9 protein-coding genes are annotated in these 15,026 nt (G+C 70.2%); 2 read left to right on the forward strand and 7 right to left on the reverse strand.

Annotation, left to right across the window (positions count from 1 at the left end; all coding sequences use genetic code 11):
• Positions 1-1,130: 1,130 nt before the first annotated feature.
• The 7 genes from AB0E94_RS47015 to ppdK form a co-directional block, all read right to left on the reverse strand.
• Positions 1,131-1,658 (reverse strand): GAF domain-containing protein, encoded by a 528-nt coding sequence (locus AB0E94_RS47015; protein WP_360341304.1) that lies wholly within the window; start codon positions 1,656-1,658, stop codon positions 1,131-1,133.
• A gap of 577 nt (positions 1,659-2,235) precedes the next feature.
• A complete protein-coding gene (locus tag AB0E94_RS47020) occupies positions 2,236-2,808 on the reverse strand; it encodes a universal stress protein (protein ID WP_360341307.1) in 573 nt (190 codons plus the stop codon).
• A 255-nt stretch (positions 2,809-3,063) separates the two neighbouring features.
• Positions 3,064-3,657, reverse strand: coding sequence for a SpoIIE family protein phosphatase (locus tag AB0E94_RS47025; protein WP_360341310.1), 594 nt, complete (start codon positions 3,655-3,657; stop codon positions 3,064-3,066).
• 184 nt (positions 3,658-3,841) lie between these two features.
• Positions 3,842-4,579, reverse strand: a complete 738-nt coding sequence (locus AB0E94_RS47030; protein WP_360341313.1) for a hypothetical protein — start codon at positions 4,577-4,579, stop codon at positions 3,842-3,844.
• 29 nt (positions 4,580-4,608) lie between these two features.
• On the reverse strand, positions 4,609-5,280 hold the full coding sequence (locus AB0E94_RS47035; RefSeq protein WP_360341316.1) for an ATP-binding protein: 672 nt from the start codon (positions 5,278-5,280) through the stop codon (positions 4,609-4,611).
• Positions 5,281-6,313: 1,033 nt separating this feature from the next.
• On the reverse strand, positions 6,314-10,330 hold the full coding sequence (locus AB0E94_RS47040; RefSeq protein WP_360341319.1) for a hypothetical protein: 4,017 nt from the start codon (positions 10,328-10,330) through the stop codon (positions 6,314-6,316).
• A 360-nt stretch (positions 10,331-10,690) separates the two neighbouring features.
• Entirely contained in the window at positions 10,691-13,351 is a 2,661-nt protein-coding gene (ppdK, locus tag AB0E94_RS47045) for a pyruvate, phosphate dikinase (RefSeq protein WP_360341322.1), read from the reverse strand.
• 465 nt (positions 13,352-13,816) lie between these two features.
• On the opposite strand from ppdK, the gene AB0E94_RS47050 reads away from it, so the two are divergent.
• The gene (locus AB0E94_RS47050) at positions 13,817-14,719 is read left to right on the forward strand and encodes a universal stress protein (protein WP_360341325.1); all 903 of its coding nucleotides are present in this window, start codon (positions 13,817-13,819) and stop codon (positions 14,717-14,719) included.
• Between the two features lie 151 nt (positions 14,720-14,870).
• Entirely contained in the window at positions 14,871-15,026 is a 156-nt protein-coding gene (locus AB0E94_RS47055) for a hypothetical protein (RefSeq protein WP_360341328.1), read from the forward strand.

Raw genomic sequence — 15,026 nt, forward strand, 5'->3', positions numbered from 1 at the left:
CCGCCTTCGCGGGGGGGTCCTAGGTGTCCTGGCTCGTGGATTACTACGTTCTTGGGGTCGACTTTTTTTTTTTGCTCGAGCTGCCGTTGCGTCGTGCCGGCTGGCACGACGCACCGGAACGACGAGTTCGGCAAAGGACGCGTCCCGGGCAACGGATGCCGATACCTTGGTGACGCGGAAGTACCACGAACCGGAGCGGACGCAACGGATCGCACACCAGAAGTCTGCCGCCGGAACGGATGCGACTCCGCTGCCGGGCAGGCCGAGCCGCCAGGACCGGCCCGCCCGGCACCCGATCCGACAGATTGGTTTGTTGTGCCGTACCAGGCAGTCAAGCCAGCAGCATGCTTCGGCAGGGGCCCGGTTGACGCATCGACGCCGTCGTCGGTGATGTGAATCCGGGCCGGTGATGTGGGAATCGATGCTGACTCGGCGCGGCCCGGATGCGCCGGTGCTGATGATTCCGCGAGAGCGCGGCGTGAATGAAACCAGCCAGCGGCTCCGCGGTGGACGGCCTTGCGATGAACGGCGTTCCCGGCCGGAGCCGACCCCGAGACCTGGCGATCCTGGGGCAGGCCATAGCTGTAAAGGACGTGTATCGATCACCGGAACGGCTTCGCTGACCTGACCGGTTCCCGTTCCGGCGCCGGGGAGATCCATGTCGATCGCCAGCGCGCCATGGTCCAGGATGAATCCGGCAGATGACGGCCGCTGATCCTGTCAGCGGCCGTTGAGCACCTCGCAGCCGCACGGCTCGGGCATCGGGGTAGCCTCTGGCTGAGGTCGGCGTCGTTATCGATCAGTACGTTTCACGACTGGCCGCGCCGCCGATGAGATCTTCCACATCGTCGGACCCCCATGATCGCGGACCGTGGCAGAGCCGCTTGTTCGATGGCGCCAACGGTAGTCGCTCGTGAACTCGCGACGGACCTGATGTGGCAGCTTGGAGCCTTGCCGCGGCGGCGACGTGCAACCGCCGGGGAACCGAGTTGCCCGCTCGTGTCACGGCAGGCAACCGGGACAGCCCGGTTCTGCTGCCGGCGCAGGATTTGCCATCGCTGATCTCCGTGTCTGCGGCGGGGAAGCCGAGCGGCTTCCTCAGCCCGTGGCCGGGCGGGGGCTGCCGTCGGTCAGTGCCAGGAGGCGATGCCCGCGCGGGAGATGTCGGCCATGACATCGAAGAACTCCTGGCCCGGCCGCTCGCCGGCCAACAGCAGCCGGACGATCTCGTCACCCACCCACACCATGGCGGGCAGCAGGATCTCAGCGTCTTGCAGCGGCTGTTCGTGCACCATGCAGAGCACGCCCACGGTCTGGCCGCCGCACCGCAAGGGGGCACCGGCATAGATATCGTCGCCGTCGCAGCCCTGGACGATGGCGGCGGCGTTGGCGCCGATCACCCGCAGGCATGGTGCAGGCCGCCCGGCGAGGCCGGCTGCGAAGCCGAGCCAGGCAGGCATCGGGTAGGCACCGACGTTGACCAGCCTGCCGTCGCCGTCGACGAGGTTGATGGCGGCGGTCCGCGCCCCGAAATGGTGGGCGACGACTTTGGTGATGACGCGCAGGTCGTCGGCCAGGTCGTGCGCGGCGTCGAGCAACGAACCGGTGGGGCCGGTCGAGGAGGCGTGCTGCGGCAGGTCGTGGGTGACTGCGGTCATGGCCTGTTCCTTCGGCGCTGATGAGCAGATGATGGCCGGTTGCGGCCGGAACATCGCCCTCCACGGCCGCGAACTGAACCTTCCTTAACGGCACGTGACCAAGGTCCCGAATCACCCGAAAGTATCTCAAAAAATCGAGGCGGGGTCGCCATGGTGCCGACCGCGTCAACGCCGCTGCCATGGGCGAAGCTGGCGGATCTGCCCAGAGCCGTCTCGTCCTGTCGGCACCGGCTGGCAGCCGCTGAGGAACCCGCCGCTGTGCAACGAACCTGCCTGTACGGATCGTGGGCGGCTTTCGGTAAGTCCCGTCGGGGACATGCCGATCAGAACACAGGCCGATCAGAGATCTCCGCGTTCCCCGAACAATACGGCCTGCAGTGCAGTGATTCTCCTCCGGCGGTGCTGCTGCGGCGTCTCGCCGCCGCCAGCCTCCAGGATGAACACGCCTGGGGCCGGGCGTGCCCCGCGCTGCTGCGTCGCTCCTGACGATCCAGGGCGGGCCCGCCGACCATCCGGCCGACGCCCGGCCGGCACGGTCGCACCGGCGTGCACCCGGCCCAGCGGTCGGGCCGCGAACTCACCATCGGGCAGCCGTCGGGTCTGTCGGCTGCCCGGCAGCGACGACCAGCAGGGGACAGTGGGTCCGGCCCGCCAGGGCGCGCACGGTGTCACCCAGTGGCCGGGTGGCCGTCCGGGGCCCACTCGACGCCGCGACCACCATCAGTGCGGCTGTCCGGCTCAGCGCCACCAACGCGGCAGCGGGGTCGGCGTCGTGCAGCAGCGCCCGTTCCACGGTGGCTCCGCCGTCGCGGCCGTAAAGCAGCGAGGACAGCATCAGGTCGGCGTCGAGCATACGCCGGCCCACACCGTTGCGGCCCGGGTCCTGCTCACTGCTCCAGACGTAGGTCACCCGCAGTGCAACGGCGAGCTCCCGGGCGCAGTCGGCGGCAAAGGAGATCACCGCATCCGGATTGCCGTCGTCGTCGACCGCGGCCACGACGACCGAACCGCTGGCGCCACGAGCCTCGACTGCGGAGAACGACAACACCTCACCGGTCATGACGGCCCGGCTCAGGGCGGTGGCCGCCGGCCCGGGCCGTTGCCCGGCGGCGGTGATCGCAGGCGTACGGGCGCAGAGCACGGCGGTCATGGCTACCTCCCGGCCTCGACGGACAAACCTCACCGCACCACCGATGAGATCGTGACACTCCCGACAGGGATGTCACCCTCAGTCTCGTCGCCGATCACCGGAGGTGACAGGGTCTTTGGTCCCGAACCATGTCAAGACCAGCCAAAGAGTCAGGTAGCGGGCGATCAGCGCAGTGTGTGGTCCCGCCGCGACGTCGTACCGCCGAATCGTGCCACCGTCGACGAGGTGGCGCACCGGGAACCGCCCGTTCAGGCCTCACGTAAGGGCGGTCGGCGGCTGCGTCGCGGCACGGTCGTGGTTGGGTGCCCCAGGGAAAGGCCGTGAGCTGTCTTGCCGGGCTCGCTGTCGGCCCGGTGGACAGCGGAGCCGGACGGTGAGGATCGCGAGGTCGTCGGTGACCGGCCCGTGAGTAGGCAAGGACCTCGTCGCGGATGTGTTCGGCGAGTGCTGCGCGTCCCGCGAGCCGAGGCCGGCCAGCCGTTGCTGGCCGAAGAGGCCGTCAGCGCTGCGTGCCTCGGTCACGCCGTCGGTGTGCAGCACGAGGGTGTCGATTCGGCGTAGCTGCAGCCGGCGGTGGCCGGTCCGGGGCCGTCGGCGAGGCGCAGCAGCGCTGGTGGGTGGCCGGCGGAGACGATGTCGAGGGTGACATCGTCGGCGCCGAGGCGTATTCGGGCGCAGATTGCGGTGACGAGCCGGTCGACGTTCGGGTCGGCGCGTGGCCGGGTGTGCAGGTGCTTCTGTACATGGCGGCGAACTCGAGGCCATCGACGGCGGGTGGCCGGGCCGGCAGCAGACTGCGCTGCAGACCGATGCCGTCCTTGGCGCGATCCGGCATCCGGCATCCGGCATCCGGCATCCGGCATCCGGTGTCCTCCTGACAATGGCCGCATCCGATCAGCGTCACGGCCTGATGACGGTGCAACGACCCGGCACCGGCTTTACGCAGGCATGCCTGCTGACCGGCCGCGACCCCCCCAACAGGTTACGAACCTGCGATGAGCCGAGCCTGGCGGAAGGCCCCAAACCCGTGACGTCAGGGCGCGCGGGTCCGGTACCCGTCACGCAACCGCACCTCAAGAGCGGCGAGTTCCGTAGCGTCGCCGACCACCATGGTGATGTCGTCGATGGGAAGCTGCCGTAACGCCTCGACGATGTCCGCAGGGGCACGGCCCCACCGCCGGGTCAGGCACGTGGCCGCGTACGACGCGGCGACCTCCTGGTAGCCCTGATCGAAGCCCTGCCGGAACACGATGGCCTGTGCGGCCTCGATTAACTCCTCGGGTGAGCCCTCCCAATCGTCTGCCATCCGGCCGGCGGCCTCGGCGATCCCGGAATCGCTGGACAGCAGCCGGACGGCCCGGTACATCGCCTCGCCGCGGAAGGCCCGAGCGTGGCCGTTCCGGTCGTCACCGTGCCGGGCCAACAGTACGGTGACATCGTCGATGATCGCCCGCAGTCGATCGAGTAGCAGAGGGCGGGCCGTCGTGGAATGCAGATAGCCGACGACGGCGGTCCGGACCATGGCCTCGACCTCCCGTGGCAACAGGCCAGCCTCCTGGACATGGACGCCTTCACCACCACCAGGCCGCAGCTCAGCGAGCGCATCGGCACAGACGACCAGAACATCGACGACGACCGTCACCTCGACCAGAGGCGCGCCTGCCGAGGCCCGCACCGCTCCGACGAAGCCGAGGCGGCCGTGAGCCAGGTCGGCAGCCCGTAGTCGTCCGTGCCCGGCGTCAACGACGTGAGCCGACAGCAGAACACCCATCCCAAGATCATCGCACTCGCGGAGGCACCTCACATCTGCTGATCACGAAGGACGGCCCACACCGCCTTCCCGGTCACGGTCGGCAAGGTACCCCAGGACTGAGCGGCGGCCTCGACGATGTGCAGGCCCTGACCGCGTACGCTCACCGCAGCGTCCGCCCCGGCATACTCAGGCGGCCGCCGTACCGGCGTCCGCGGGTCTTGATCGGCATTGGTCACCAGTTCCGACACCACCAGACGGGCCCGTGGCAGCAACACCGCCAGGCCCCACTGCTCGCAGGCGGCGGTGACCAGCTCCCTCGCCTGGTGGGCCGCCGACAACACCGGCGGCAGCCGCAGGCGCGCCCGCCCGGCCACCGGCCGGCGCCGGGCCAGCGCCGCGCGCGCCAACGCCACCGTAGAGAGAACCGGCGCGCTGCGGGGTGTGCCCGGCCGGTCCAGCCGGGCGGCCAGCACGCTCGCCGGCGGCAGGCTGGCCACCACCGGTACCGCAGGCTGCAGACGCTCGCCGTCTGATGCGGCGGTCAGCGACAGCGGAGCACTGCCGGCCGCCGGGTCCTGTAGGCCGTGCAGGTCCACCAGCAGCCCGTCCGGATGCCCGGCCAGGCATTGGGTCAACGTCCGATAGGCGGCCACCCACCCCTGTCGTCCCCAACGTCCGCGGACGGTCATTTCCACCACGCCGGTCGTCGTGTCCAGCACGGCGCAGACCGGAAAGGGCTTCCTGGGGTCGCTGTCGCCGGGGTTCGCGGTTCCTACTGTCATACCGGTGTCCCACCAACCAACGACTAATCATCATCCGCCTATGTTCGTAGGGTTCGGGAGCATCGTGCGCTGCCGGCGGCGATCAGGGAATGGCATTGGCGGGAAATGGCGTGCCCGGCCGCGCTGGCTTGCCGTCACCACCTGCCTGCATTGACGGTCGGAGGGGAGAGCACCCGGCCGCGGACGAGGACCGTGATCTGCCGGAGCTCCTCACCGTCGATGCCGACCTCGGTGCCGACGACGGGATACCACGGCTCGCCGTCGCAGCGGACAGGGCGCGACCACGTAACGTGCTCGACCCGGATTCGCAAAGCGGCCGGGGTTGTTCCGGCCCGGCAATCGGCCGCGCTGAACATTCGGACGGGGCGCCGAGGGCCACGGTTGGGTCGTGGGTCCATGCCGCCCCGCTTTCTGCTTGATCCTGACGACGTCGCAGTGCGCCGGACCGGGATCGCGCACCGTGTGCGAGAACACGCCCATCATGGCCGCCGCCGCTGCCATCTGCAAGGCACGCTGCACGTGCAGCAGCATGTGCAGTAATCGTTCCCGGCCTCTCAGCGTTCAACGACCGACACTCACCGGAGCGTTGCACGAACCCGCGATCGTCAGCCTCGCCCGGGTAGGTCGCCCTGTGCGCTGGAGCCGGACGGCACTGCGGATGAGCGCCTGATCATGCGGATACTTCAACGTGAGCATGTGATCACACTGGAAGGAGGTGACCGATTTACGACAGTGGCCGTCTCCACGATCCCCAGGCCGTGGACGAGATCGACCATCCTCCGTCGCCCTGCCGCAGCAGCCATGCTGCTGCGGCAGGGCGATCCGCTGTGGTGTGACTGCCGCCATTCGGTAGCGCCGTGGCGGGTCTGGACGGGTTCGGGTTCTGCAGCCATCGCCCGGTCCTGGCGAAGGGCGCCGGGCATGGCTCGTTACCGACACGGATGGCGTTGCTGTTTGCAGGCCTGATTCTCTACCGGCAAGGCTGGGCCAGCGGCTGTCCTGCGGCGCGGCGGGCCGGACTTGTGCCGCCGCACAATCGGGTGATCGCTTCGCCGGGGTCGAGGCGCCAGATGCCGACGGTGAAGTCTTGCAGGCCGGCGAACAGCAGGCGGCTGTCGGGCGAGAACTGCAGCGGGCCCGATTGGTTGCTGTTCCCCCGTACCTGTGCGATCAGCCGGGTGGTGTTGGGGTTCCAGAGTTGGATAAGCCCGTCGTTGGTGTCGGTGGCGGTCGCCAGGGTCTGGCCGTCGGGTGACCAGGTGATCCGTTCGACCGGGGCGGACTGGTGGGCGAGGTCGCTTTGCGGGGTGAGCCCATCGATGCGCAGCAGGCGTACGGCGGTATCGGCGGTCACGGCCACGGTGGCGGAGTCGGGGCTGATCGCCAGTTCATCCACGGGGCCCTCGGGGATCTCTCGGGAGTCGATCAGCGTCAGGTCCGAGACCCGGAACCGCCACACGGAGCCGGCCTGGGTGCTGCGGCCGGGTTCGGCCACGCGGTTGGCCGTCGCCAGCAGATGGGTGCTGTCCTGGCTGAAGGCCACCGACATCGGCAGGTGGCCGGGTAGCCGCAGGACGGCCCGGACAGTGTGGGTGCGGGTGTCGAAGACGATCACGTCGGGGTCGGTGCGCTGCTGCAGATCTTCGTAGCTGGGGGCGTCGGGGCCGTTGTCGTAGACGGCGCGAGGGCTGGCGGTGACGGCCAGCAGGGAACCGTCGGGGGAGAACGCCGGGCTGAACGCGACGAGGGAACGGTCGACGGTGAAGGTGTGCTCCAACTGTTCGCGGGTGTCGTAGAGCAGGATCCGGCTGCCGTCGTTCACGGTGACGGCCAGCGACCCGTCTGGCCCGTATCCGAGCCCGATCGGCTCGTTGTCACCGCCGAGGGCGATCGTCGAACGGAGAACCCCGGTCTGCGGATCCCAGATCCGCACCTTGTCGTCACTGGTACCGGTGGCCACAAGTCCACCGGAGGGGTCGACGGCCAGCTGGCTGATGACCTGGGGATGTGGCAGGGCGGTTCCCCCGATGCGGAACAGGGTGGGGGCGTCAGCTTCGCTGACCACGCCGAGCAGTTGGGCGTCGCCGGACAAGCCGAATCCGGCGGCCACGCCGCGTAGGCCGTTGATGGATGTCCGTGGTGTGCCGGCCTGCAATCGCAGGATCTCACCGACGTTGCCGCTGGCCTTGATCACCGTGCCGCCGGGTGTGATCGCGAACCCGCTGGCGGGGGCCGGGTTCAGTTCGCCACTGGGATCGGGCACGGTCTGCGGCCGCCACCGGTCGTCGGAGCGCCGGATCTGGACCTTGCTGCCGTTGTCCATTCCGGTAGTGAACAGGGTGTCATCGGCCGTGAACCCGACGTGGTATGCGTCCGGCAGGGTGGTGAGGACGGTACCGTCGGGCCGGCGTACCAGGACGCCGCCGGACGCGCTGCCCACCGCCATGTGGTCGCCTCGGGCGCTGACGGCCAGGCCAGGCCCGGCCTGGGGGACCGGGGTCGTGGCGAGGCGGCGGCCGGTGCCGGGATCCCATTCACCGATCGCTGAGGTTCCTGTGCCGAGGGCGGCCAGAATCGCGGTGGAGTCCGGCAGCCAGGCGATCGCGCCCCAGCCCGGCAGCCGGTGCCGCAGCTTCCCTGTCGGCAGGTCCCATACCGCGACGCCGGTAGGGTCGAAGGAACTCGACGCGAGGTAGCGGCCATCGGGTGAGAAACGCAGGTAGCCCATCATCCCGGTCGGATGGTGCAGCGGGCTGCCGAGTGGTTGCTGCGTGGTGGTGTCCCACAGTTGGATCTCACCGTCGAAGTAGCCGACCGCGGCGGTGCGGCCGTCGGGGCTCAACGCGATGCTGTTGGCGCCGGTACGGGTACCGAGCCGGCCGGCCAGCAGGGTGTGCTGGGCGTGCAGCAGCGCGCTGCGGGCCTCGACGGTCGGGGCTGAAGCCCAGGCCGCCAACGCCTTGTCGACCGCGCTCAACGGCTGTACGTGATGCTCGGTGTGCGATTCGGCGGCCTGTTGCCGCGACTGCGCCAGATACCAGTTGCTGCGGGCCTGGCCACGCTGGTCCCAGGCGACCAGCGCACCGGCGGCCACCAGCAGCAGCGCCGCGGTCAGGCCGGCGGCCAGACGACGCAGTCGGCGGGTGGTGCGGCGTTGGACCGCCAGCCGGGCGTCGGCGGCTGCTGCTGAAGCATCCAGAAATCGCTGCTGTGCCGGTGGCAGTCCACCATTACCGGCTGTCCATTGCTGGGCGGCGGCCAGCCGCACGCCCTGCCACAGCGCGTCGGGATCCTCACCACCGTCGGCCCACTCCCGTGCGGCCTGGCCCAGACGCTGCCGCACCAGGATCTCCTCGCGGGCGTCGCGCAACCAGCCGGCCAAGCGCGGCCAGCTGTCCAGCAGCGCCTCGTGGCTGATTTGCACAGTGTCGCCGTCGACAGTGATCAACCGTTGGGTGACGAACCGGCCGAGCACCTCCATGTCCACGTCGGTGCGTGTCGCGCGGCGCCGGACCGGCTGCCCGTCGACATCGGTGACCAGGCCTAACAGTGCTGAGCGCACCGCGGCCCGGCCGGGCTCGGACAGGCCGGACCAGACGCCCTCGGCGGTTTCGGCCACCGCCCGGCCGATCCCGCCGGTGCGGTGATAACCGGCGATGGTCAGGATGTCGCCCTCGCGACGGTGCCAGGTCGCCCGCAGCGCGTGGGCCAGCAGCGGCAGCGCACCCGGCCGGTAGTCGCGCAGCAGCACCTCGGTCAGGCCCGGCTCGACAGCCAGCCCGGTCACCTGGGCCGGTGCGGTGATCACCTGCCGTAACTGCTCGATGCTGGGCGGCCCGACGACGACCTGGCCGTGGCCCAGCAGCGCCGCCATCGGCGCGAGCTCGATGCACTGCGCATAGAAGTCGGCCCGGACCGCGATGATCAGCAGGTCCTGTTCGAGGCCGGCGAGTGCGGTGACGAACGCGGCCCGTTCGCCCGGATCGGTGCACTGGGTGAACAGCTCCTCGAACTGGTCGACCACGATCACCCGCCGTGGTGCAGGACCGTCTCCGGGCACGTGCAGTTCGGCGTGCAGCGTGGCCAGCGGTGTCTCGCCGGGGGTGAGGAACACCCACGGCCAGGGCTCGCCCACCTCATCCAGCCCGCCGCTGGCCACCGCCGGGTACAGGCCCGCGTGCAACAGCGAGGACTTTCCGGCACCGGAAGCCCCGACCAGCAGCACCGGTGGCCCGCCGAGCAGATGCTCGTCGAGGCGGGCGAGCAGGGTCTGCACGAGATCGTCACGGCCGTAGAAGAACGCGGCATCCTCGACCCCGAAACCACTTAGCCCCGGATAGGGGACCACCCCGTCGTCGGGTGCGGGCATCTCCGGCTCCGTCGGCTCGTCAGCGCGGCGCAGCGATCGCACCAGGGCCGTCGTGGCAGCCAGAGCACCCAGCACCCGGCCGGTGTCCCGGCGCTGGGCCTGGGCCTGTTCGGCGAGTCCTCGCCGGATGTCGTCGAGAACCCGCCGGGTGTCGGCCGCCAGCTCCCGCAGCTGCCCGAACCCCTCCGCCAGCAGCTCCCGCACCTGATCGTCGGAGGCCAGCAACGCCACCTCGACCGCCCCGATCGCATGCAGCAACCCGGTCAGCTCATCGCGTAGCCCGGTGTCACCGGCTTCCAGGCGAGCCAGAAGGTCTGCGGCGATCGCCTCCCGCCACTGCTCTTCGCTCGGCTCCTCGGTGCCATCGGTGAGCTGGGTAGCGGTCCCGGCCAGGACATCGGCGAGATAGTTGCTGCCCATGCCGCCGAGCTGACCCAGCACCACGGCGAACGCCGCCGGCACACCGAGGGCAGCGCCCGCCACCGGCGCCACCGCCGATGCCGTCAGGAACGCGAGGATCCCGTACGGCCCGGCCCGCCGCAGCCCCGATCCCGCCGTGCGAACCCACGAGCGGATCCCCGACTTCGACCGCTGGACCGCCTCACTCTCACCATCCATACCCGTATATGTTCTCAGGTTCTGTCCACTGTGTAGTCGGCGATTCGGCACCCCGGCGGTCACAGCCCACGCGGGAGCACGGAAGAGCGGGTGAGCCCGGGTGCTGTTCGGGCGGCCGGGACTACCGCCGCGATGACCGGTGCCATCGCGGACCTGGTCGGGGAGATGGACTTGCAGGCCGCCGCAGCCGGCGGCGGACCGTCCGACCAAGCGGGTCTGTCGCAACTGGCCGAAGCCCTGCGGGTGCACGTCGGCCACCTCGTCGACTGGCCGGCGGCGGCCGGGCATCCGCGGCAGGAAAGCGGCGTGCGTCGGGTGGCTCCGGCCCGGCAAACGTCCGGAGCCACCCGGCGCCGTGATCTACCGGCTGTCTGCCTCCCCGCTGTCGCGGCACGCGGCGCGGCCGGCTTCCAGGCGTGCCACCGGGATCCGGAACGGCGAACACGACACGTAGGTCAGGCCGGCGTCGTGGAAGAACCGGATCGAGGCTGGGTCACCGCCGTGTTCGCCGCACACGCCGATAGGCAGGTGCGGGGACGTGCTGCGGCCGCGGTCGACGGCGATGCGCACCAAATCGGCGACGCCGTCGGTGTCGATCGTCTCGAACGGCGATACCGGGAACACACCGAGTTCGAGGTAGCGACCGAAGAAGGCCCCTTCGACGTCGTCGCGGGAGAATCCCCAGGTCATCTGGGTCAGGTCGTTGGTGCCGAAGGAGAAGAAATCAGCGAACCGGGCGATTTGTGCGGCGGTGAGCGCCGCCCGCGGCACCTCGATCATCGTGCCGATCCGGATCGTCGGCGCCCCGGGCACCGATGCCAGGACCGTCTCGGCTTCGGCGCGGACGATGGCGAGTTCACCGACGGCACCGACCAGCGGCACCATGATCTCCGGGCGCGGGTCGCCGCCGGCAGCGGCCCGTGTAGCCGCGGCCTCGGCGATCGCACGGACCTGCATCGCGAACAGGCCGGGGATGACCAGGCCGAGGCGGACACCACGCAGGCCGAGCATCGGGTTCTGTTCGTGGATACGGCGCACTGCCGCGAGCAGCCTGCCGTCGCGGCCGGGATCACGGCCCGCCGTCTCGGCCCGTGTCACCCGGACGATGAGGTCGTCCAGGGGCGGCAGGAACTCGTGCAGCGGAGGGTCGATCAGCCGGACGGTGACCGGCAGGCCGTCCATCGCCGTGAACAACTCCTCGAAGTCGGCACGCTGCATCGGCAGCAGCGCGTCCAGGGCGGCTGCCCGTTCGTGGTCGGTGCCGGCGAGAATCAGCTGTTCGACCAGGACCCGCCGGTCGCCGAGGAACATGTGCTCGGTGCGGCACAGGCCGATACCGGTGGCACCGAACCGGCGGGCCCGGCTCGCGTCGGCGGCGGTGTCGGCGTTGGCATGCACCTTCAACCGGGCCACGTGGTCGGCGTGGATGGTGAGCCGTTCGACCGCGGACAGCAGCGGGTCGTCGTGGGCGGTCAGCTCGCCTTCGAAGTACCGCACGACGGGGGAGGGCCGCACCGGGATCGCGCCGGGGTAGACACGGCCGGTGCCGCCGTCGATCGAGATGATCTCGCCGGCCCGGACGGTGTGACCGTCGACGGTGAACGCGTCGGTGTCGATGAGCAGGTCCTCGGCGCCGCAGACGCAGGTCTTGCCCATGCCGCGGGCCACGACCGCGGCATGGGAGGTCTTGCCGCCGCGGGCGGTCAGGATGCCCTGGGCGGCGATCATGCCGGGCAGGTCGTCGGGGTTGGTCTCCCGGCGGACCAGGATCACCGGCCCGGGTGCGGCGGCCGCCGTCGCGGCGTCGAAGACGACGGCGCCGACCGCCGCGCCCGGGGACGCGGCGACGCCGGTGGTCAGCGGTGCCGGTGCGGCGGCGGTGTCGAACGTGGGAAACATCAGCCGGGCCAACTGGTCGCCGGTGACCCGGCCGAGGGCTTCGTCGAGGGTGATGGTGCCCTCATCGACGAGCTGGGCGGCGATGACGAACGCGGCCTCGGGTGTGCGCTTGCCGACCCGGGTCTGCAACATCCACAGGGTGCCGTTCTCGATGGTGAACTCGATGTCGCACAGGTCCCGGTAGTGCTGCTCGAGCCGCTGCATGATCGACAGCAGTTTGCGGTAGGAGGCCGGGTCGATATCGGCGAGCTCGTGCAACGCCATGGTGTTGCGGATCCCGGCGACCACGTCCTCGCCCTGTGCGTTGCGCAGGTAGTCGCCGTAAACGCCGCGGCGTCCGGTGGCCGGGTCGCGGGTGAACGCGACGCCGGTACCGGAGTCGTCACCGAGGTTGCCGAAGACCATGGCCATCACGTTCACGGCGGTGCCCAGGTCGGCCGGGATGTGTTCCTGACGGCGGTAGACGACGGCCCGGTCGGCGTTCCACGACCTGAACACCGCGGCGACGGCCAGGAACAGCTGCTCGTGCGGCGCCTGCGGGAAGCTACGGCCGGTGTGGGCGTGAAACACCTTGTGGTACGCGGCGACGAGGTCCTGCAACTGGCCGGCCGACAGGTCCGCGTCCGTACCGGCGCCGGCCGCGGCCCGGGCGGCGGCGAGTTCGTTCTCGAACACGTCGGCGGGAATGTCGAAGACGGTGCGGCCGAGCATCTGGATCAACCGCCGGTAGGAGTCGTACGCGAACCGCGGATCCCCGCTGCGCGCGGCCAGCGCGAGGACAGTGGTGTCGTTCAACCCGATGTCCAGGATCGTCTCCATCATGCCCGGCATGGAGAACCTCGCTCCGGAGCGCACCGACAGCAGCAGCGGGTCGCGGGCGTCGCCGAACCGCTTGTTCATCCGGATCTCGACCAGCCGCAGATGATCCTCGATCTCGGAGAACAGGTCGGCAGGCATCGAGCCGGTGGCCAGGTAGGCGCGGCACGCGTCGGTGGTGATGGTGAACCCGGGCGGCACCGGCAGCCCCATCCGGGTCATCTCGGCGAGGTTGGCGCCCTTACCACCGAGCAGATCCTTGAGATCCTTGTTGCCGTCGGCGAAGTCGTACACGTATCCGGACATCACTCCCGCCTTCCGCTCAGCTGTGCTCGCACTCTCTGCTTCCGTGGTAGCTCCCACCCGCCCTGCCCTGTAGAGCCGCAGGACCCGGTCGGACAGGCCGAGCCGCGAACCATCGGGCCGCGCCGTGACTCGCCATGATCGTTTCGTGGCCGCGCCGGTGACCGCACGACCCGGCGACCAGAACCGGCCGTCGCCGTCGTCCGCGGCCGGTCGGCACGTCCCGGCCCCGCCGCCGACAGCCGGCCTGATCGCCCGTCGGCCGCCCGCAAGGGGCCAACAAACGTCAGCTGATCGACAACGGACACCGGCGCTGGAAGACGACAACAGGTCCGAAGGCCGCGTAAGCACGTTCCCGGGCCGGCCCAGCAGTCACAGCGGGCCGGGACCAAATACCCTGCCGCCGTGGTCGAACCAGGAGTGCCATAGAGAGAGAAATCATCGACAGCGTGTGTCGGAGGTGCCGCCATGAACAACCTCACCGGCTTGCAGGGCGAATCCGAGGCCCGCCGGTACGCCAGCGGTGTCCTGCACCCCACCCGCTTCAGTGAGGCGATCAACCGGTACCTCGGCGCCGCCGGCTACCCCGACCCCTGCGCGATCCGTGCCGGCATCGTGCCGGCCGGCCCGGACCAGCCGGTCACCGGCCTGGTCGTCGCCGGTGTGGACGACACCCCGATCAGTTACGTCGCCGCAGACCACGCCGCGATCGAAGCCTCCCTGCACGGCTGGGGACTGCGGCTGGTCACCGTCCGGCGCGACGCCGCCGACGAGGCCGGGGCCGCGCTGCTGCGGCGGCTTATCGACCGGGTACACGCCAGCGCGCCGGAGGCCCAGGTGACCGGCCGGATCGCCGTCGGCTCTGACACCGCACACACCCTGATCGAGCAGGCCGGCGACGCCGACCTGCTGGTCGTCGGTCACCACCACAGCGCCGTGGCCACAGCGATCGGGCTCAGCGTCGCCGGGCGGGTCCTGCGCCACCACACCCACCCGGTCCTGGTCATCCGGGTCCCCGGATGGCCGGCCGAGTTCGGAACCCGGCCGCTGCTGGTGGCCGTTGACGGTTCACCCGCCTCCCGCAAGACCGTCCAGTTCGCGCTCGACGAAGCACGGGCCCGGGGCTGCGAGGTCACCGTGCTGCACCTGGTCGGTGCCGGCACCAGCCTCGCCGCACGCCACGAGATCCTCGGCGGTGTCCCCGTCCACCACCGTGTCCTGGCCGCAGACCCGGTCACCGCCCTGGTGGAGGCCTCCGAAACCGCCGCGGCGATGGTGATCGCCCAACACGGCCTGTCAGCCCCGCTGCTGGAGGCAGCGGCCCGCGCACTGCCCCAGCAGGCGCGGTGCCCGGTGTTCCTGGTCAGCTGAACCACACCCGGCACGCCGGCGAACCGAAGCAACCGGCACCGCTGAACAATCGTCCTGCCGGATCCCAGCTCGCGGATCCGCGTCAGCACGGTCGGAGACCCGGCACCGGCATCAACAGCAGATTGACGCCACGACCGAGGAAGGGACCGACATGGTGGAGATCCTCATCGAACTGGTCGTCTGGCTGGCGATGCTGGTCTTCTTCGGATACTGCGCCTGGACCGAGCGCCCGTCCCGCCACAGCACCCGTCCCGCCGCACCCCAGAAAGCCGTCGACGACCGGCCCCGCCCTCGGGCCCTGCTATGA

The organism is Actinoplanes sp. NPDC026670 (genome assembly GCF_040638175.1).
GTDB lineage: Bacteria > Actinomycetota > Actinomycetes > Mycobacteriales > Micromonosporaceae > Actinoplanes.

Bases quoted from the DNA above. Each gene is read 5' to 3' on its own strand.
- AB0E94_RS47015 (WP_360341304.1), bottom strand. From the start codon at position 1,658: ATGACCGCAGTCACCCACGACCTGCCGCAGCACGCCTCCTCGACCGGC.
- AB0E94_RS47020 (WP_360341307.1), bottom strand. From the start codon at position 2,808: ATGACCGCCGTGCTCTGCGCCCGTACGCCTGCGATCACCGCCGCCGGG.
- AB0E94_RS47025 (WP_360341310.1), bottom strand. From the start codon at position 3,657: ATGCCGGATGCCGGATGCCGGATCGCGCCAAGGACGGCATCGGTCTGC.
- AB0E94_RS47030 (WP_360341313.1), bottom strand. From the start codon at position 4,579: ATGGGTGTTCTGCTGTCGGCTCACGTCGTTGACGCCGGGCACGGACGA.
- AB0E94_RS47040 (WP_360341319.1), bottom strand. From the start codon at position 10,330: ATGGATGGTGAGAGTGAGGCGGTCCAGCGGTCGAAGTCGGGGATCCGC.
- ppdK (WP_360341322.1), bottom strand. From the start codon at position 13,351: ATGTCCGGATACGTGTACGACTTCGCCGACGGCAACAAGGATCTCAAG.
- AB0E94_RS47050 (WP_360341325.1), top strand. From the start codon at position 13,817: ATGAACAACCTCACCGGCTTGCAGGGCGAATCCGAGGCCCGCCGGTAC.
- AB0E94_RS47055 (WP_360341328.1), top strand. From the start codon at position 14,871: ATGGTGGAGATCCTCATCGAACTGGTCGTCTGGCTGGCGATGCTGGTC.